The organism is Infirmifilum sp. NZ (genome assembly GCF_022693705.1).
In the GTDB taxonomy this organism is placed as follows: domain Archaea; phylum Thermoproteota; class Thermoprotei; order Thermofilales; family Thermofilaceae; genus Thermofilum.
Genome location: NZ_CP094288.1, coordinates 284,248 through 303,200 on the forward strand (window position 1 = coordinate 284,248; position 18,953 = coordinate 303,200).

An 18,953-nucleotide genomic window follows, 5' to 3' on the forward strand; every position below is an offset into this window, starting at 1 on the left:
CTAAAGGATGCGTGGTTCCTGCCTAGGGGCAACGGCACCCTAGGCAGTCTAAGAATTCTTTGAAGGAAGGGTTCTTGCCGTAGAGAGACCCGCAATTCACGGCTACAAGCTCCGCGTACCTCGGAAGCTCCCATTTGCCGTAATTCCTACTCTCTTCACGCTGCAGGTACTGGGAGAGCACCTCTGAGGGCTTCTGACCCCTTCCTACCCCGAGCCCAAGAGAGTGGCAAATCCACTCCTCAATTTCGCTCTCAACCACCACGATTCGCACCTTACTCCGCACCTCTCTTCTCCTGTCCTCGTCTCGGATGTCGTCGATGTGCTCTTCAATTCTCCTTCGGACGTCACTGGGGTTCCAGTCTCCGTCGACGAGAACGACAACCCTATCATGGTCATGCGTAGAGCTCAAAAGCTGCCTCGTACTCTTCGTGTTACAGGGCCCAGCGAACCTCTTGATCACACCTACCTGATGGGACGGCTGGAGCTTCGCTAGAAGCCTTTCGATGAACTCCTTCCCGTACGCGTCCTCGACGAATACAGCTATCCTGCCCGACGTAGCCTTGGAGCCCCCCATAGCCACCTCTCGCTGAGAGTTATACCCAGCTCACGGAGCTCTCTCTTCACCTGCTCCGGGTCCTCGAAGACCTTGAAAACCGTCCCCTCTCTCCCCATCTCGGCGATGATCAGCTCCTGAGGATCGACGATGTCAACCGCGGCTGGGCTGTGTGTGGTCGCGATCACTGTTGTGCCGCTCGACTTGAGGAGGTCTATCACGAGCTCGATCCATTCAGGGTGTAGCGAGTCTTCCAGCTCGTCGATCGCTAGGATGGAGGGCTTAAGCTGGAGAGCGGTGAGCATCGCCAGTAGCTTGTGCACCCCGTCGGGCATGCAGGGCGGGGGCAGCCTGAGATCCCCGTTAACGAGCTGGGCGAAAACCCTGCCATCCTGGGTGAGGTCGAACCTTAGCTCGTAGCCCCCAAGGGCCATAGAGAGCACGTCTGCCACCATTTCAGGGAGCCTGTTCTCCCTCAGGAATAGGTTGTAGAGAACCACGTAAAGGTTCCTGCCATCGCTCTCCAACTTCTGTGTCTTCATGTATTCCTGGGGTTTTCTGATTTCCTGAACGTTTAGGTGTCTTAATATAGTAATCTTCTCAATCATGTTCGAGAGTCTACGAGCAGTTTCAAGGACTAAAATACGGGTTCGACCCGTATCAGGATCAACGACATCTGGTGAATAGAGTCCGGTAGAATTCAAAATATTACCTTCTTTTGTTCGAATCTCAGACTTTACAGGTAAGGGAATCTTCCATATTTCCTTTGATACTTTTTGAATAGAATACTTAATGGGATACACTGATATACATGAGAGGAATCGCAGGAAGAAGCGTTGGGAGTCAAGCCTGATACTAAACTCTTCAGCTACGTCCACTTTGGACCCGAGGCGGCTTAGGAAGCCTTCCTCGTAGCTCACCCTGAGCACATTCCCAGCTCTCTCCAGCGTGCCCCACCCGCTAATTCTCAGCACTTCGCGCTCAACCCTAAACGCGCCTCCCGCCACGTTGCACGTTAGCTCGTAGCTTCCGGTAGAGACGGGTGACTGGAAGCTGAAGCCGAAAGTCAGGGGCAAGGTCTCATCGCGCATCCACACCACGTTCTCCGGGCTCCACCACTTCCTCCAGGGTCTTGAGAAGCCCTCGGCCGTAAAGGCGTCTCTGAAGAACTCCAGCGCTTCGATGAGGTTGGTTTTCCCAGAGCCGTTAGGACCTACAACGAGGTTGAAGCTACGGAGGCTTAGTTTAACGTCACGAAGGCTTTTAAAGTTCCTTACCCAAAGCTCCGTAATTCGCATGAGGTCTGACTACAATACCTTGAATTACCCACTTAAGCCTTTTCCCTCTTTGGAAACTTAAGGTAGCTATACCGCTGGCAGGTCATCTCATAATAAGGATTCTACCAGTTAGCCTGTGAGAGCTCTTAGAATAGCGGTCAGGGCTTTATCGCTCAGCGTGACGGTGACCGAGTACACACCCGGGGGTAGCTTCAGGAGGTATGCTCCCTCGAAGTACGGTCCCTTGGCCCTCAGCTCCAGCGGGAACTCCTCGACCACTTCGTCGCCCTCAACTCTGAGCTTCGCCTGCATGGCGCCCTCTGCCCCTCCCGGGACGTAGACCCAGACTAGGAGCTTGAAGCTCGCCAGTCCGTCCTCGCCCGCCTTTGAGGAGAGCCCGTCGACCTGCACGGCGTAGCTCCTGGTTGAGCCGTTGAAGGGGATCCACTCGGGCGCCTCGGGTGGCTCGGGGAGCTCCTCCAGCTCTGCGTTCTCCCCGAGAGAGTACCTCAGCGTGATCCTGACCTTGAGGTCCCCGCTTGACTGCCAGGAGACCCTCAGCCTAGCGCTGTACACTCCCTTCTCGATAAGCATTGGGGCGTCGAACCCAGGGATGAGCATCATGACCCTGAAGCACTCCATCCCACTCGCGGCGATGCAGGGCATTTCTACCTTGTAGCTCCGGGCGGAGCCCTCGAGCTCGAGGGTTGCGCTCAGTATGAAGCGGGCGTTCCCGGACAGCAGCTGGACCTCTGGTTTGAATATAACGTTCGAGCTCTCCGAGAAGTTGATGCTGCCGAGGCTCAGCACCTCCTCCCCTCTCCCAGCCGTCAGCGTGAGCTCCGAAGACGGGCAGGCGTTTCCCGGGGAGTGAATCCCATGAGTGGGGTTCGAAGCCCCCGGGGAAGCTGGGCTCCTCTGAGAGGCGTGACCCCCAGGGAGGGGTTCTGGGAAGAAGGCAAGGAGGATGAACAGCGAGGCGAGGGCTGCCAAAACGGGCGCCAGCACCAGTACTAGGGTTCTTGCCCTCATCGAGCTGGCAAGCAGGGTTGGTCCCATTAAACTTAGCGTAGCTTTGATACGTATCCTCGCGACAGCCACGGCTCACAGGTGCAACCTAGAGGGAGATACGCGTAAACCTCTGAGAAAGCCACCGGACAGGGGGTCGAGTTCCGGCGCTTTGGTAGAGGCATTGGGTGGCTGTTCACGCCTTGGTTAGAGCTCAGCATGCCATGCGATTCTCAGTTCCTCTCTCGGCGCTACGTCTGTCGCTATGTCGAATGTTGTTTTGGTGATGTTCTCGACCCACAGCCTTCCTGGTGGAGGTGATAGTGGTGTTACCAGGATTCTGCTGGGCGCTGATGCTAGGCGGTGCTCCACTCTCGTCCTGGTCTCCCAGGCCGGTATGACCGCAGTCCCACCGTTTTCGGTGAAAAGCACGAGCCCTCCCCCGAGTTCTGAAAAAGTTTTGAGCGGTGAAGGCCTGTCGACGACCAGCAGCCCTGCGTAGGCGTGGTGTCTACCAGCGCAGTTGAATGCTAGCGCTCTAGACTTGTGGATCCTACCGTCTTGGCTTACTGAGCACACCGTGCAGTGAGTCGTGTCGCCCGTGATGTTCTCCGCTCTCCCCACATCCGTATCCCTTGTGTACCCGAACACAACGCCGTAGTCTGCGACCACGTGCCCATCCCTGACAACTGTTGAAGGAGCTGTGTCTACGAGTTTAACCCCCACGGTACGGTCGGAGCCTGTCTTGGGCATCCTGATCGTGAAACCGCTCAGATGGAACTCTGCACCCTCCAGGCGTAGCCCTACGAGCTCCCCCCGAGGGCTCGGAGGAAACTTTGAGACGTATACGTGTATATCGCTCAGGTTGAAGTAGATGCCGTGGCTGAGGCTTATCACTGGGAATGCCTGCGGCTCCACTACAACCACGTTCCTGATGTCCCCGTTACCGTTATAGTTCGTCACTACGGTCCCCTCGGGCGACGAGGCCAGTACTCCATCCACCAGGACACCCCTGATAGCCCTGTCCTCTGGCGCCGATATGTGTACGCCGCGGCGGGTTCTGTAGAGAAACACGTTGCGCACAACAGCCTGCTCAACAGCGTCGACGACTACAGCACCGGCTGAACCGTCTCCGCCGACGTTGTAAGCCCTCACATTTTCTATGTAGGCGTACTCGCTGTAAGGCGTCGAAACCTCTCTTCCAGCGGCGTACCGGATAAACCTATTGTTGCCGATGTATATACCGTCAAGCCTCTGGTTCCTTAGAACCACGTCTCTAACTACGATCCCGCACCTACCGCTCGTAAGCATGAAGCCGCTCCCATCTCTGTACGGAACGGTTTGAAGCGAACAGTCGAACACGCCGCCAAGCCAGTAGAACCCCGCTTCACCGACGAGAATCCCTATACTCACGTCAACAGGCTTGAACACCGCACGAGGATTGGCGACAACCCTGACGTCGCTACGGACGACGACGGAGTAGCTGTACTCGTCCCCGCTCTCAGGGTCCACAAATGAACCCCTTCGGTTCAGCACGTACTCCCCTGCATCGACGTAGACTTCACCGCATCTATCGAACGCGTGCTGAATAGCCTCGGCAGCGTTTACTGAACTAAATACGATGGTATCAGATCCTCTATCCATGACGTAGGTCTTCCCATCAATCTTCGAGACAACACATACCATGGGGTCCTGTACCGAAAGGCCTGCACCCAAACAAAAGCATAAAAATTGCTGCTGTGGAGACTCATCGAGATCTCCGACGCAGGTCTCCACCAAGTGGTTTTCAGGCTAAAGCTTTTACAGTGTCTTGCAGTATTAGAAGTATAGGCTTAAGGCGTTTTTGTTGCTTCGCGCCAAGGAATCGCCTCATGCTCGGGGCGATAGGCTTACCATGGCCTACGTGCGTACTTACTAGTGTACCTTGGATTTTTTAAACTGCCTGTAGGTTATGGTCAGGAAAATAACCCAGCCAACGCCCATAGCCATGATTATAGCATTTTCTGGACATTTAAGTATGCTCATCACATTCATTGTAAAATCCTGTGACCCGTGGAATAATGTAGGACAGTAAATATCGCCGCACTTTCTACGCAATAACCCGAAGTATATACCTACAAAGCAGCTTATTAGCACCCACACCACAGCACCAGCATCAAGGCTATACTTTCCAGTGAGAGGATTGGCATATCTAACCAAATGAACAGCCCCGAAGATTATGCCACTCACTATAGGAGATGCATCATGGCCTATGGCCCTGTTTAGAGACCCTAGCACATACCCCATGAAGAAAAGCTCTTCGCAGAGAGCATTAGACACAAAATTAATGACTAGAGCATCAGCAAGTATGTATACGTTGAGTCTACTGGTCTCGAGCGAGACCAGCCCCGACGCATTGAGAATGCTGACAAAGGCGAGAGCGGGGACGCACACACTCATCGAAAGATAGAGGCCCCAGTAGAGGCTATACCGTGGATTGGGTGAAATGATGCCGGCTTCAGCTAAACTAAGCTTGGAGGCGATTATACCCAGGAAGGCGAGCACTACCAGGATTGTGTGGGTGAGCCTACTTCCAAGGTGAGGGTCTCTTACGTAGATTGGCTCGGAAATCCACACTACCACAGCTTGGACGATAGTAAGCAGAACTGGCAGAACAACATAGAGGGTTTTTCTCCCAGCGGTTTTACCTTGAAGCGCGGGCTCTTTTTGGGTACTAGCCTCCCCCTTCCCAACCCCCATGGATGCCACCCTGCGGGGGAGACATCACTACCTCTACTCCGCCACCATATATTGATTGCTTTTCGAAGACGGGAGGAAGATCTCGTTCGAGGCCGTGTACTCCTTCAACGTCTCGGACCCTGTTCACCTAGTAGCTAGTTGGAGAGCCGAGCTCAACTCCCCGGCACTCTTATAATTTTGTTGCAAGAGAGAGCCAGTCCCACCCCCCACGTAAATACTGAGAAAGTTCCAGTAAAAGCTCAAAGATTATTTTCTCGCCGAGCTCCTCGAACTAGTAGAGCACCCCTTACGAGCAGCCCGAAGTTCGGTGAGCGGGGTTGAAGGTCGGAATGATTGCCCGCTACTCTATTACGTGACCGCAGACGACTTCTATCCCCAGCTCCCCTGCTCTCTCGTAGGCCTCCCTATCCACGTTGACGGCGACGAGAATCGTCCTGGCCACCTGCTTGCCCAGGACCTTGCCGACTACCTGAGACTTCAGGGGTAGCGCTTCGACGTGCTCCAGCTCAGCCCTAGACTTGACCTCGATCACGTAGACCTTCTCGTCTTCAACCAATACGTCTACGTCGACAACCCTGCCCTTGACGCCGGTTAGGCTGCCGTCCTCGTCCCTCAGCCTCAGCTTCCGCACCTTGCCCGGCTCGATGCCCCTCTTCTCCAGAGCTTCCCGGAAGATCTCCAGGACCATCCGCTCGAGGTCCTCCCCCCACCTCCTGCCCATGCTCCCGATCGTGACCTCGACCCTTGCGTTCAAGCGGTTGAACTCCCTCCACAGCCGCTCCTGCCCCTTGAGGAGCTCAGCCAGAACCTTATCCACCCGGTTGAACTCCTCCCTTAGCTGCCTAATCTCAGCCAGGATCTCGTTGAATTTCCGGTCGTGCTCCTCAAGCCTCTTCAATACGTCGAGGTAGCCGAGGATGCCGGCTACAGTGTACCTGAACTCCTCGTCCTCCATCAGAAGCCTGAGTAGCTGCTCTCTGAGCTCCGCGCGCGAGACAGGCAACCCCTTGTTCCCGTTTTAAAGACTCCTCTGGAGTATATAAAAAGGTTTACTCTGGCCCAAGCAGTACTTACGAGATGGTTAGCAGGCTGGGCTCGGGACCTTTTGTGGGCTCTGAGCGTGCCCTCCAACCGGCTATGTCGTGCGCGCAGATCGCGCCCGAGATGACTACGGCCTCGATCCCTCCGCCGGGGAAGGTTGACGCGCTGGCAAGGTACAGTCCCTTGATCGGGGTCTTGAAGTAGGGCCTCTTCGTCCCTACGGACTGGTCGAAAGCGTAGATCGCGCCCTCCGGCATCGAGGTGTACCTCTCGAACGTCCTCGGGGTTGCGGCGTCCACGACGACAACGTGCTCGCCCAGGCCCGGTATCACTCTCTCGGCTTTCCTGACTAGCTCCCAGGCAAGCCTGAGCTTCTTCTCCAGGTACTCGCGTGTGCCCCTATCGGGGAAGTCGCGGCTGTTGGCCAGCGTTAGTATCGTGACGCTGGACTTACCTGCGGGGGCCATCCCGGGGTCTGCGTTGGAGTTTATGACGAGGCTGTAGCCCTCGTCTAGGTTCTCGATTATCGACGGGTAGCCCGAGAGGTCCATGTCTACCCCCAGGAACACCATGAACGCGGAGGGCGACATCCTCAGGCTCTTCAAGTGCTCCGCGTAATCCTTGGGTAGGTGCTCCTCGCCGACGAGCTCGAGCAGCGCTGTCTTCGCGTTGGCGTTGGCCACCACGACGCGGCTCCTGTAGACCTTCCCCTTGGCTACGACGCCCTTGACCTCGCCGTTCTCGACGAGTATCTTATCCACCCTGTGCATCAGGAGGACTTTCCCGCCTCTGCTCTCAATGTAGTCTTTGAGCGCGTCGGCAAACCTCTGAGCCCCGCCTTTCGGGAAGTAGCCGCCGTGGAGGTAGTACGACACCACGGCTGTCAGAGCGCCGCTGGCCGGAGTCTCCTCGGGCCTGGTCCCGAGGTACCCGAGAAGCGCGCAGAGGAGCGTCTTGAGGTCCTCGCTCCTGAAGAACTCGTCGAGCTTCTGCCTGTACGTCTTGTTCATCCAGTCGTAGAAGTGGGGGTGCTCCCGGGGGTAGTCGAGGAGCTTTCTAGGCCCTTGAACCTTGGCTATCAGCTCAGCAGGCAGCGGGACGCCGTACGTTAGGTCGCTGTAGCACTCCTCGTACGCCCTCCTCGCCTCCTCGAAGAAGGCGCGGATCGAGCCCTCCTCATCCGGGAACATGCTCACCAGCGCGGCCGTGAGCTCCTCCAGGTTGCTGGCTTCGATTTCCCTGCCCTTGTAGATGAAGCGGACCCTGTTCCTGACGAAGAGGTCGTCCCTGCTAAAGCCCAGCTCGCTGAGCAGGTAGCTGACCGGCCCTCCAGCCCACAGACCGCTCACGTTCTCGACTCCCGTGTTGAAGGTGAAGCCTCCCCTGCGGAAGGAGGAGCAGTAGCCCCCGACCTGGTAGTGCTGCTCGAGGATCAGGATCCTGTAGCCCCACTTCGCCAGCAGGGCCCCGCAGGTCAAGCCGCCCACGCCTGAGCCAACGATAATGACGTCGTACTCGTCCTCGCGATTCGGAGCCCCGGGCTCGACCCTCACGACCCAGTCGTACCTCCTGAACTCCCTTGTTGCCAGGTAGGCGGGGAGCCACGCTGGCAGCAAGACAGACAGAGCTACGCCAGCCGCGATCAAGGCGTTTGAGAGCAACAGGCTCAGCGGGAACCCGAGAAACGCGTAGGCAAGGGCGCTCGCCAGGAAGACCGCGGCCCACACCGCTGTGAGCAGGCGGTTGACTAGAAGGAACGACGGGTCGCTCCAGTAGACGGGAGGGTAGTCCCTCTTCGAAGCCTGAAGCGTGTAGGGCTTCCCCAAAGCCAGCGAGGTGAGAGCCATGAGGAAGAGCGCTAGGTAGCCGAGAAGGCCGCTCTCCTCGATGAAGAGCCTGGAGCCAAGGGCGTAGGTGGCGAGAGCCGCAAGGGTGAAGTAGAGAAGCAAGGCGGCGTCCATCGGGCTTAGCTCCCTTCTGAGGAGCTGCGGGAGAGCCAGGACTGCCGAGAGGATCAGAGCTAGAGCAACTCCGATCTCAAACCCAAGCCCGCTGAGAACCCAGTACAGGATCCACGGGGTGAACGAGGCAAGGATGTAAAGCATCCCCGGCACTCTACCCGGCACTCTCCCACGCTCCACAGTCTAGGCAACACTCTACTACTTTAGCGCTACATATTCTTTTTCTTGGTAAATGAGCGAGCCAGGCTTAAGCGGTGCGCCGAAGTGGTGGCCTAAGCTGAGTGCTCGCGCGGGAATCTCACGTACCCCTCTCACACATCAGGTTACTCTTTCAAGCTGTTGTACTTGAGTCCATCCGCGAGGAGCTTGTGCTCGTCTACCTCCACGTCGAACCAGGGGTTGATTATCTTGGCGAACAACCCCTTAGCGTAGTTCTTCACAACAGCACCCTCCATGCTCATAGCTTCCGTCGAGAAAGCGGACTTGCCCTCTATGATACTTGCTAGCTCCCTGATAATCTCGTCCACTTCACGCTCGCTACGGCAGTTTAGCTCGAGAACCTTAAGGAGCGGGGGAGGCTCGAGACCGAGATCCATTACCACACGGATCTTCTCCTCGTACCCGAGAAACGCCTGCCTTTCGAGATCGTACACATCAAAGACCACAGCCCAGTCTGGCAGCCGATCGTAGGGGACAGTATGCCTGACCCTAAGGTACTCGCCATAGAGGACGTAGCGCTCAGGCAGCTCTTGGAGCTTCTCGTAGTGGGGATAAACCCAGAGACGCCAAATTCCCCTGTAAACACCGGGCTCGTAGCCATCGACGATGTTCGTGCCACGCTGGTAGACGACAATCTCCCCGCCTTCCCTCATCACCGAGAACTGGGCACCGTCCAGCTTCTCCTCTACGTGCACAGAGCCGTTGAATAGCTGTAGAAGCTCAGGGTAGGTGAGGTAGCGCTTGCCACCGTGCCTGAAGCCACTGGGGTGCGGTATCCTGTATATGCGAGGATACCTAGGCCTCTGAATGGACAAACGCCGTCCGTAAGTGCTTCAGCTGTGTAAAGATATAATCTTTGCACACGAGTCCCAAGAAAAATCCCGAGAACGAGCTCAGTCGGGTAGTTCCTGCTTACCATCACGTGAATTCACATAGCTCTGACGCGGACGAATCCAGAGTAAGACGATGAGCAATGCCCTTCACCTGTGGCTGAAAACGTGACGACGCCGAGGAAAACTACAGTGCGTTGATGTGAACGACGATGTAGGGGAGATTGCGTATGTTAAGTGCCTGCCTTGCACCGAGGTAGTGACCTAAACCGGAAGCCTCGTGAATCACAGCAGACTAGTTCTCGTAGGCCTCACTCTCTCCCAGGGCTCGACCCCACCGGGTACAACCCTAAAAACGGGGTTTACCTCCACTCCGTGCAAGTTTACCAGCTCCTGGTACCTCTTGAGATCTCTTGCCCTGAGCTTACCCAGGAGGTGCTGGAACTCGTAGCTCACCTGCCCCTCTGTTACAGGGATAACGCTGACCTTCACCACCTTCCACACCTTGCTCACGTCGAAGGAGTACCCCCTTTCTACCGACTCGAGCCACACGTAGTAAATGTACGCGTCTATGCACTCCATCGGGTTCTCGCAGGCCTTAAACCTCTCAAGTTGCGGGTGGTTCCTGTACCCCTTCGTCCCGCCCTCGAGAACCTTTCTCGCCAGGAGCGCTTCCCGCCACAGAGCCACTAGTCCTTTTGCGTCAAGGTACTTGGGGTGAATCGACCACAAGCGCATGAGCCAGCGCACCAACCATCGTCCTCGACGTTTTACAGACTAAAAATTTGATCTCAATCCACCGCCGCATTTGCTAGTCCCGCAACGAGCCTGGAAAAAGGATTGATTTATCTCGAGGGAGGGGCTCAGCTTTAGTAAGGACTACCCCACTACCCTCTTTATCCCACTAAGCTTGTCGAAGTCCCTGTCGAATGAGTATATTTCCCTAATACCGCTCCTCAGCATTGCAACATATGCAACCGCGTCGCTAAATCCGATGTGATTGGTCTCCGCGACCCTCAACGCTTCCCGGCACATACCCAAATCCACCCCGTAGATGGTCACGTGAGGAGCATAAAGTAGATACTTCCCGACGTCGAGAGCAGCACGCGGTGGCATGTACTTCTCGAGTATGTTGGCAATCTCGGCTAGCTGAACAACCGTCAGCGCAACCCTCTCACCTCTCTGAATCCTCCTAACCATTTCCTTGGCTGCGTCCTTAATATCCCGCTCATGTTGACTCAGCATCCTCCTCGGTTTCAGGTAAGCGTGGACGAAAACGCTAGCATCAACGAATCTCAAGGAGCTCTCCCTTGACAGATTTCCAGTCTGATAAATCAGACTCCAAGTCGACCTCCACGGAGTCGAAGAACTTCGTTAAGTCGGGGAGCTTTAGCGGCTCCAAGACTATTCTCTCGCCCTCAATCCTCACCACAATAAGGCCGCCTTCTGCGTACTTTTCCCTCCACTCCTTGGGTAACACCAATCTTCCCTGTTTATCCATATGCCTAATTATCTCCACAACCATTGAAACCACCATTTTTATAGAAAATGGAATGTGAATTAAGTTTATCGTCAAAAGCAGCTCACCATGGAAAACTAAAATTTTGCTGTCACCTTTACCTAGACAAAACTCCAGCCTCTGGGCCACTAGCAAGATCCGCACTCGTTAAACGATCACTGCACAAATGCGGTTACTTTGTTTTCTTCACGGCTAGAAAGTCCGAGGTAAGAGAGCTAGTTAACCGCTCTAACCTAAGCGGGCTGTTAAAAAGCGGAAAGGTTACTCGCTACTCTATTGAACCCACGAGAGACTCGAACCGAATAGCACCTCCACCCACACTTCTAAAAATAGGTGCCGGTGAGAGGTGATTTGAACTGAGCTATCCAATGTGAAGTGAACTGAGACTTTATACTTGTTAACGGGCTCACCGTTCAGACAAGCCTGTTTTTCGAGACTAAATGGGTCAATACGCAGCATCATTCTGCGTCCGATCTGCACCATTAGTATTTAAAGCTAGCAAGTGTTTTCCATTCCGTTTTTGAGAATTTTCAGGTTAAAGGTTTTTAGCTGGTTGATGCGTTCTACATTCTGTGAGCGAGGAGTACGTGGCAGTGTCCATCACCGTGATCGCAAGGATACCGGGCAGGGAGTTCAGGGAAGAGAGGGTGTTCTACATACCTAAGAGAGTCCTGGAGGAGTGCGCAGGTAAGTCGCTTCAGGACGCTTATTCGGTTGTCAACTGCGTAGAGTGGTACATGAGGAGGACATTTCTGAAAGAGAAAGAAGCAGAACACGATGAAGGCTAGACCGAGCAGATAGAGGGTACCGTGGCTCTCGCAACGGCATTAACGTTTAAAGACCCGCCTAAACGGGCTCGGGATCGCCGCTGACCCCCGGATGCGATACCGTCGGTAATTCCCAAGAATATGTGCACGCCGAATCCCACGCGCTCTTCTGGGGAATCGCAGGCGCTTGCCTGTACGCGTATCCCATGCTGGGGTTTCCCTTGATCCTCACTCCCAGCTAAGTTTTTAATGCGGGGAGTTACCTAGAATGCAGAGCCCTGAAATAGAAGCACGAAAAAGCGCTTCGCGTGGTAGGTTATGCGCGTCAGACTCACACGGAGATCCTTCCTTGCTCTCGCAGCAGGGCTAGCTGGCGCAACTGCAGTGACAGCCCTGCGTGACACGTGGGCGCCGGAGGTTACGGAGGTGGAGCTGGGCTTGGGCCTCGGGCTGACGGTGATGGTGGTGACGGACCTCCACCTCCACGGCTGGGGCTGGCGGGAAGAGGCCGTGCTCGACGCGCTCATCGAGGCCTCTCGGAGGGCCGACGTGGCAGTGGTGCTCGGGGACACGTACGACCAGGCGACGCCGAGCCTCGAGCTCGTAGAAAGGATGCTGAAGCCGCTGGACCTCCCGAAGCTTGGGGTCCTCGGGAACCACGAGCACTGGGCCACCGGCAGGTTCCCCCTGCAGGAGGGAATCGCCGCTCTCGAGGCCGCTGGCGTCCGCCTGCTGCTCAACGAGGCGGTCGAGCTCAAAAGGGTCAGGTTCGGGGGGATCGACTGGTACGAGGACGAGGCGGGCCTCGCGAGGTCTTACCTCTCGCGCGTCGGCGAGGCGGACGTCCTCCTCTCCCACACGCCCGACATCGCGGGCCTCTCGCCCCGAGCCCGCGTAGTCCTCGCAGGGCACACGCACGGCGGCCAGGTCTGCCTCCCTCTCCTGGGGCCCCTGTGGGTGCCCAGCCGCTACGGCACGAGGTTCGCTAGCGGGCTCTTCCGGCTGGGCGAATCCTACCTGTACGTAAGCCGCGGCCTGGGAGAATCGGTCCTTCCGGTGAGGATCAACTGCAGGAGGGAGCTCCCGCTGATCCACCTGTAAGCGCGCCGCGGCCCGGCGCCGCCCAGGGGGCTTTCCCAGCCTTTGGGAAATGCTTAAAAGGTTAGCTCGCTCCAGGGGGTGGGAGGATTCATGCTGGGCCTCAGAGAGGCCGTGGCCGCTTCGCTGCTGGCCTTCCTTGCGCTCTCCCTCGTGCTAAGGTCGAGGCGCCCAAAGGTGCCTATCTGGGCTCTGATGGCCCTTGCCTCCTCCTTCTCTGTCGCGTTCGGGCTAATAGGGTTGGACGAGCTGGGGCAGGCTGTGAACATCGAGGTCGTCCTCTTCCTCATCGGGATGTTCTCCATAGTCGCTCTCGCGGAGTCGTCGGGGCTCCTGGAGGCCGCCTCCCTGTGGTTCGTGTCGAGGTTCAGGAGCAGGAAGGCGGCCGTCTTCGGCTCGGCCTACCTCTTCGGGCTCATGGCGGCTCTCGCGGTGAACGACACGGTTGCACTGATCGGCCCGCCGATAGCCGTGCTTGTGGCTAGGGCGCTGGGCGTCGACTACAGGATGATGTTCCTCCTGCTCGCCTATTCCCTCACGATCGGCTCGGTGATGACCCCTATTGGAAACCCCCAGAACATGCTCATAGCCGTGGAGTCGGGGATCGGGGCGCCTCTCGTGGAGTTCCTGAAGTGGCTCGCGATACCCTCGCTCATCAACATCTACCTGACCGCCGCGTACCTTCTGAGGGCGTTCAGAGTCGAGGACAGGCCGGTGAGCCTCCTCGCGCTCCCCCAGGAGAAGATCACCAACAGGCGCGACGCCTACCTGGGAGGTCTCGGGCTCGCCGCGGTGGTGGCCGCGCTTCTAGTGAACGACCTGCTGCAGCTGGCGGGCCTACCGCACGTGAAGAGCATCGGCTTCATACCCTTCGTCGTTGCCGCAACCCTCTACGTGGCGTCGAGCGACCCCAGGAGGATACTCGGCGGCGTCGACTGGGGCACTGTCGTCTTCTTCATCTCCATGTTCATAACCATGGAGGCTGTTTGGCGTGCCGGGGTCCTCCAGGAGGCGATCGGGGCGCTCACTCTAAACCCCCTCGCCCAAACCTGGGTGAACGTGCTCCTGATAACCCTAGCCTCGCTGGCGCTCAGCCAGCTCCTCAGCAACGTCCCCTTCACCAAGTTCTTCATCGACTACATGAAGGCCCTTGGCTTCGGGCCGGGCAACACTGCGGAGTGGGTAGCGCTGGCCATGGCCGCCACGATCGCCGGCAACCTCACGATACTCGGCGCCGCCTCGAACGTGATCGTGATCGAGACCCTCGAGACGAGGTACCAGCAGACCATCAGCTTCACGGAGTTCCTCAAGCACGGAGCAGTCGTGACGGCCATAAACACCGCCGTGTACCTCGCGTACTTCTACCTCCTGCTCCACCTCTGAGAGAACGTTCCTCACCGCGCCCGTTGAGCGAGGGCAGCGGGGTGGTCCCTTGACGGAGGAGCTCGCCAGGAGGGTGATGAAGTGGTACTCCGTGAACAAGCGCCAGTTCCCCTGGAGGGTCGGCATGAGGGACGAGTGGGTCGTCGCCCTCACTGCAATACTCCTGAGGAAGACGCGCGCCGAGAGCGTGGCGAAGCACTACAGCAGGATCGTCGCCGCGATAAGCTCGCCGCAGCGCGCGCTGGAGCTGGGTGTCGAGGGCATCGAGGAGCTCCTCAGGCCGCTAGGCCTGCACCACACCAGGGCCAGGCAGATCTACGCCCTTGCGGAGAACTGGGATAAGGGCGAGAAGCCCGGCCTCGGGCCCTACGCCCTCTCCCTCATAGACTGCCTCCTGAAGGGCATGCTCGTCCCAGTGGTGGACGTGAACACGAGGCGGGTGGTCTCGAGGTTCTTCGGGGTCGAGGAGGCGAGAGTGGGCGAGCTCCTAGCCGATGCGGTTAGGGCCGCGGGGACCTGCGAGCTCAACCTCGCGCTGATGGACCTCGCAGCCACAGTCTGCAAGCCCCGCAGGCCGGCGTGCGACCGGTGCCCGCTAGCCGACCTCTGCAAGTACGCGCGCTCCGCTAAGCATTGAGGGCCCGGCGAGAGTCCAGGTGCTTTAGGCCATCCACGACAGAGTACACGCGGTCATAGATCGCGATCGTCTCATCGCTAGCAGAGGCTGACGCAACGTGGAGGACGTAGAAGTACGTCACGCCCTACTTTTCCCTTGAGCATCTCGCTCAAGCGAAGTAATCCAAACATCACCGCCTCAACGACCGTAAAGCGCTAGCGACTCGCTGAAGCGTTGAGTAGCTTCGCTTCAAGCTCCCTCTCGAACTCATCCTCTACGACCTCCTCGCTGGTTGGAGCCTCTACGACGAGCTCCGCGAGCTTATCGAGCGGGTCTTCCGGAGCCTCGAGCACGAGCCTCCTGCCCTCAACTCTGAGCTTGAGTACCCTTTTGATGCCCAGCCTGCGCCTGACCTCCGATGGGATGAACAAGCGCCCCCTTTTGTCGACTTTAACGTAGATCTCCATAGCTAACTTAGCTGTCGAGAGCCGAGTATAAGTACTTACCCCACGCGGAGTGCGGGGGTTAACGGTTTCCTCCATGTGAGAACTTGGCGCGCTACACAGTCTCTATCAGCTGAGCTGTTCTTCCCGAAACAAGCTCGCCGCAAGCCCTAAGAGCAGGCGCAGCCGGACTCGCCGCCGCTCGGGACTAGGAGGTTCTTCTCGAAGAGCGCTTCCCAGCACTTCCTGCAGACCCATATCCCTCCGAGCTCCTTGTGGACCGCCCAGAGCAGGCTGTCAGACTCCGAGCCGCAAATCGCACACTTCATAGCCACGTTGACTCAAAAAAGCTACGTGTAAATAAACTTAGTGTTACTATGCTCTCTGGAAATGGCTAGGTAGGACGATACTAGCGCCCTGAAAAAGCAAGTGCTTGTACGCGTAGGGTTGTCAGGGTTCACATGACCGTAGAGAACGTTCCTCAAAACTGGTGAAAGAGTGTTGCGAGAAAGACCTACCTTAAGGTTATACCCCATGCTGCGATGAGTCTTTTTCTGAGCAGGAACGTGAAGAGAACTGCCGGTAGCATCATGATCAATGCCCCAGCAAACTTGTAGGGGTCTGGTGCGGTGAGAATAGAGGCGAGTATCTCGGGGGGAAGCGTCCTGTTTCTAAGGGTAAGTATCCCTGCGATGAAGGTCTCGTTCCATGATATTATGAATACTTGGATGGCTATCGCCGCTAAGCCGGGGGCAGAGACGGGCAACGTCACTCTGAGAAAAGCGCTGAACTCGTCCAAGCCATCAATATAGGCCGCTTCCTCTATCTGGGTCGGGATGCCGGCGAAAGTACTGTAAGCCATGAAGATCACAATTGGAATAGCAAGTATGGAGTGAGCTAATGCAACTCCCAGGATGCTGTCAGCTATTCCCACTTGCATAAAGATCACTGTTAGCGGAACCGCTACAACTATGAGTGGGAAGGCCCGTAGACCCATAATTGTCAGCTTTAAAGTGTCCCTCCCTCTAAAGCTGTAACGCGCCAGCACGTAGCCTGCAGGGACTCCAAGACCCATGCTGATAAGTATCGCTAGGACAGCCACAGCTAGGCTTGTGATCACGTTTCTCCAGGTGCCAAGCACGAAGAGCAACTCATAGATGTTTGCGAGTGTAAACGAGGAAGGGAGAAGTTTCATTACATTATAGTAGTCTCTCGGGTCAGCAAAAGCCGAGAGCGTTACTAAGATTATGGGTGTTAGCACCCAGAAGGCTAATGCTAGAGCGGCGAGATACGTTAGGATAATTTGGACTTTAGCCATAGGTTTCTCACCTCGTTACGCGCAGGTAAATTGCTGTGAAAACTACGGAGATAGCGGCGATTATGAGTGAGTAGATAGTTGAAACCTGGGGATCAAGCAGGATTGTGTACCAGTAGTAAGCCTCACCGGCTAGTACAGGAACGTCACGGCCTGTAAGCACCCACATCGGCGCGAATATTTGCAACGCGTACAAAGTCCTAAGAATAAGAGCAACTTGAATACTGGGCTTTAAGAGAGGCAGTGTGACGTAAACGAGCTTCTGTAAGCGCGACGCGCCGAAGACGTCGGCAGCCTCGAAGTACTCCTTAGGTATGAACTGCAAGCCGGCGAAAATGATTATGAAGATGAGAGAAGTCGCCCGCCATACCTCCGTTACGACTATAGCCAGCATCTCGGTCGCCTGGTACTGGAAACCCAGGAGCTGTAGCGGCTTGCTTACGAGTCCTACCTTCAGGAGGAACCTGTTAAGGTACCCGTTATAGCTGAAGATGTTGTACCATATCAACGATGCAGAGATGTCGCTGAGTAGCAGGGGGAGTATGAAGATGAATGTGAAGATGCTAGACCCTGGGAAACGCTTGCTCAGAAGCAGAGCCGCCGATAGAGCGAGTAGGAACTGAAGGGGTATGATAATCGCGACGAGAAGTAGTGTGTTCCTAAGGGCTGGAAGGAAGTAGGGATCGGATAATGCTCGCTGCAGGCTAGTTGGGTCTGACAAAGCTATGTACACGCTGAGTACCAGAGGAAAACCCAGCAAGGCCACCATGTAGATAATCGAAGGCGAGAGAAAGAAAGCAATTAGAAGGCTTCTTACCCGAGCCCGTGTGTAAAAAAATTTCATTTTGCTCAACCGCTTTTCCAGTACCAATTCTAGATGTCGGGGGAGACGCCTGCCTGCTGGAATAGGCTCAGCAGCTGCGGCTTGAGCTCCGATAAGACGGCGCCCGGATCCTCGCCTTTGAGGACTATGCGCTCAAAGGCAGTCCTGTATATTTGGCTGAACTGTGAGCCCTGAGCCCCGAGGGGAGGAATGTAGGATGTCTTTATATCTGGTAGCGAAAGCTCCCGGTTAACCCCTTCTACTAGACTCTTTATGGGTCCCTGCGGGACTTTCCCCGCAGCTTCAACGGTTGTAGGCAGAAAGCCGGTTGCCTGGAGGGTTTGCACCTGCACATCTGGTCGCGTGAGGAACTCGATGAGCTTCCAGGCTTCGTCTGGGGCAGGCGCACCCTTCATAACCGTGAGGCCTACTACGACAGTTAGGAGTCCTCTTCCCTTGGGTCCTGCGGGGACGGGAACTACGTAGAATTTGTCGGGGCTCTGCGTTACGGCATTCTTAATCCTGGCAATGTGATCAAAGGCTATCCAGACTTCCTCCTTCAGCAACGGGTCGGCCATCTGGCTGTAGGTTGAGCTAGCGGGATTCACGTAGTTCCAAAGCTCCTTCAAGTACGCCCACATCGCAACAGCTTCAGGTGAGTCAAACCCCTTGACTTGATACCCCGTGTACGACGGGTAGATGCATCCGTGGAGGAATCTGTGGAAAAGGCCGCTGGGACTCACCGGGAAGCCCAAGGCTTTCTTCCCGGTTTTCTCGTAGATATTCTTAGCCCAAGCGAGTAGAGCGTCATAAGTCCACTTACTCGTCCCGCTAATCACGTCGTCTTTGGTAAGGCCAGGAGGCAGGTAGTTGAACGCTTCAGCGTTAACTACAAACACATACGTAGCTGTCATCCAAGGTATGAAGACTTTCTGACCTTTGTAGATACTAGTAGCCTCCAATGAACTTATGAATGTGCGTCCTGGAAGAGTTCCGAACTTCGACATGTCTGTTACCCATCCGCGGTCAGCGTACAGGTAGATGTTCCCCTCGAGGTCACCAAGAAGGCTTATCGTCACCTTGCCTGATTGCTGTTCTGCCTCTAAGCGTGAGAGAACATCACTGTACTGAGAAGTTATGAGAGAGTCAACGGGTACACCAGTTTCCTTGGTAAAGTTGCCCAGCAGGTTCAGTAGGAAAGCCTTCTCAGCGGTAGCTCCAAGCTGCGTACTGGCGAAGCCAAGAGTCTTAACTTCCTGGGGCCTCTGAGAGAAGAAGTACAAGAGGCCAACGACTATAACTATAGCGACGAGGGCAACGGCTATAAGAACCCGCCTGTTCATCCTTTTCGCCCTCTCCAA

Annotated in this window: 21 protein-coding genes; 4 read left to right on the forward strand and 17 right to left on the reverse strand. The window is 56.2% G+C overall.

The annotated features are described in order from the left end of the window. Positions 1–22: 22 nt before the first annotated feature. From MOV14_RS01525 to MOV14_RS01575, 11 genes are all read right to left on the reverse strand, one after another. Positions 23–574 carry a hypothetical protein gene (locus MOV14_RS01525; RefSeq protein WP_318537469.1) on the reverse strand — a complete coding sequence of 184 codons (552 nt, stop codon included), beginning with the start codon at positions 572–574 and terminating at the stop codon, positions 23–25. Next, a complete protein-coding gene (locus MOV14_RS01530) occupies positions 541–1,851 on the reverse strand; it encodes an AAA family ATPase (protein ID WP_318537470.1) in 1,311 nt (436 codons plus the stop codon). Before MOV14_RS01530 ends, MOV14_RS01525 begins: the two co-directional genes overlap by 34 nt. Before the next feature lie 108 nt (positions 1,852–1,959). Then, the gene (locus MOV14_RS01535) at positions 1,960–2,862 is read right to left on the reverse strand and encodes a hypothetical protein (protein WP_318537471.1); all 903 of its coding nucleotides are present in this window, start codon (positions 2,860–2,862) and stop codon (positions 1,960–1,962) included. Positions 2,863–3,045: 183 nt separating this feature from the next. Continuing rightward, complete coding sequence (locus MOV14_RS01540) at positions 3,046–4,524, reverse strand: hypothetical protein (protein WP_318537472.1); 1,479 nt, start codon at positions 4,522–4,524, stop codon at positions 3,046–3,048. Positions 4,525–4,752: 228 nt separating this feature from the next. Next, entirely contained in the window at positions 4,753–5,577 is an 825-nt protein-coding gene (locus tag MOV14_RS01545) for a CPBP family intramembrane glutamic endopeptidase (protein ID WP_318537473.1), read from the reverse strand. A 340-nt stretch (positions 5,578–5,917) separates the two neighbouring features. Beyond that, complete coding sequence (locus MOV14_RS01550; protein ID WP_318537474.1) at positions 5,918–6,580, reverse strand: DUF3782 domain-containing protein; 663 nt, start codon at positions 6,578–6,580, stop codon at positions 5,918–5,920. A gap of 67 nt (positions 6,581–6,647) precedes the next feature. Then, a complete protein-coding gene (locus MOV14_RS01555; RefSeq protein ID WP_318537475.1) occupies positions 6,648–8,759 on the reverse strand; it encodes an FAD-dependent oxidoreductase in 2,112 nt (703 codons plus the stop codon). A 143-nt stretch (positions 8,760–8,902) separates the two neighbouring features. Further along, complete coding sequence (locus MOV14_RS01560) at positions 8,903–9,613, reverse strand: RNA ligase family protein (RefSeq protein ID WP_318537476.1); 711 nt, start codon at positions 9,611–9,613, stop codon at positions 8,903–8,905. A gap of 300 nt (positions 9,614–9,913) precedes the next feature. Then, positions 9,914–10,378, reverse strand: a complete 465-nt coding sequence (locus MOV14_RS01565; protein WP_318537477.1) for a pyrimidine dimer DNA glycosylase/endonuclease V — start codon at positions 10,376–10,378, stop codon at positions 9,914–9,916. Positions 10,379–10,507: 129 nt separating this feature from the next. Further along, positions 10,508–10,927 (reverse strand): type II toxin-antitoxin system VapC family toxin, encoded by a 420-nt coding sequence (locus MOV14_RS01570; protein ID WP_318537478.1) that lies wholly within the window; start codon positions 10,925–10,927, stop codon positions 10,508–10,510. Beyond that, positions 10,914–11,153 carry an AbrB/MazE/SpoVT family DNA-binding domain-containing protein gene (locus MOV14_RS01575; RefSeq protein ID WP_318537479.1) on the reverse strand — a complete coding sequence of 80 codons (240 nt, stop codon included), beginning with the start codon at positions 11,151–11,153 and terminating at the stop codon, positions 10,914–10,916. The genes MOV14_RS01570 and MOV14_RS01575 overlap by 14 nt, the downstream gene beginning before the upstream one ends. 566 nt (positions 11,154–11,719) lie before the next feature. On the opposite strand from MOV14_RS01575, the gene MOV14_RS01580 reads away from it, so the two are divergent. Further along, positions 11,720–11,935 (forward strand): hypothetical protein, encoded by a 216-nt coding sequence (locus tag MOV14_RS01580; RefSeq protein WP_318537480.1) that lies wholly within the window; start codon positions 11,720–11,722, stop codon positions 11,933–11,935. A 242-nt stretch (positions 11,936–12,177) separates the two neighbouring features. Here MOV14_RS01580 and MOV14_RS01585 read toward each other — a convergent pair whose 3' ends face one another. After that, complete coding sequence (locus MOV14_RS01585) at positions 12,178–12,441, reverse strand: hypothetical protein (protein ID WP_318538163.1); 264 nt, start codon at positions 12,439–12,441, stop codon at positions 12,178–12,180. On the opposite strand from MOV14_RS01585, the gene MOV14_RS01590 reads away from it, so the two are divergent. The 3 genes from MOV14_RS01590 to MOV14_RS01600 all read left to right on the forward strand — a co-directional run bounded on the left by MOV14_RS01590 (position 12,374) and on the right by MOV14_RS01600 (position 15,032). Next, entirely contained in the window at positions 12,374–13,015 is a 642-nt protein-coding gene (locus MOV14_RS01590) for a metallophosphoesterase (protein WP_326403757.1), read from the forward strand. The genes MOV14_RS01585 and MOV14_RS01590 overlap by 68 nt on opposite strands. Before the next feature lie 90 nt (positions 13,016–13,105). Continuing rightward, the gene (locus tag MOV14_RS01595) at positions 13,106–14,395 is read left to right on the forward strand and encodes an SLC13 family permease (protein ID WP_318537481.1); all 1,290 of its coding nucleotides are present in this window, start codon (positions 13,106–13,108) and stop codon (positions 14,393–14,395) included. Positions 14,396–14,444: 49 nt separating this feature from the next. Continuing rightward, entirely contained in the window at positions 14,445–15,032 is a 588-nt protein-coding gene (locus tag MOV14_RS01600) for a hypothetical protein (RefSeq protein WP_318537482.1), read from the forward strand. A 194-nt stretch (positions 15,033–15,226) separates the two neighbouring features. Here MOV14_RS01600 and MOV14_RS01605 read toward each other — a convergent pair whose 3' ends face one another. The 5 genes from MOV14_RS01605 to MOV14_RS01625 all read right to left on the reverse strand — a co-directional run bounded on the left by MOV14_RS01605 (position 15,227) and on the right by MOV14_RS01625 (position 18,953). Further along, positions 15,227–15,478, reverse strand: a complete 252-nt coding sequence (locus MOV14_RS01605; RefSeq protein ID WP_318537483.1) for an AbrB/MazE/SpoVT family DNA-binding domain-containing protein — start codon at positions 15,476–15,478, stop codon at positions 15,227–15,229. Between the two features lie 146 nt (positions 15,479–15,624). Further along, positions 15,625–15,783, reverse strand: coding sequence for a hypothetical protein (locus MOV14_RS01610; protein WP_318537484.1), 159 nt, complete (start codon positions 15,781–15,783; stop codon positions 15,625–15,627). Positions 15,784–15,968: 185 nt separating this feature from the next. Further along, positions 15,969–16,772 carry a carbohydrate ABC transporter permease gene (locus MOV14_RS01615; protein ID WP_318537485.1) on the reverse strand — a complete coding sequence of 268 codons (804 nt, stop codon included), beginning with the start codon at positions 16,770–16,772 and terminating at the stop codon, positions 15,969–15,971. 7 nt (positions 16,773–16,779) lie between these two features. Further along, entirely contained in the window at positions 16,780–17,538 is a 759-nt protein-coding gene (locus MOV14_RS01620; RefSeq protein WP_318537486.1) for a carbohydrate ABC transporter permease, read from the reverse strand. Between the two features lie 104 nt (positions 17,539–17,642). Next, the gene (locus tag MOV14_RS01625) at positions 17,643–18,953 is read right to left on the reverse strand and encodes an ABC transporter substrate-binding protein (RefSeq protein ID WP_318537487.1); all 1,311 of its coding nucleotides are present in this window, start codon (positions 18,951–18,953) and stop codon (positions 17,643–17,645) included.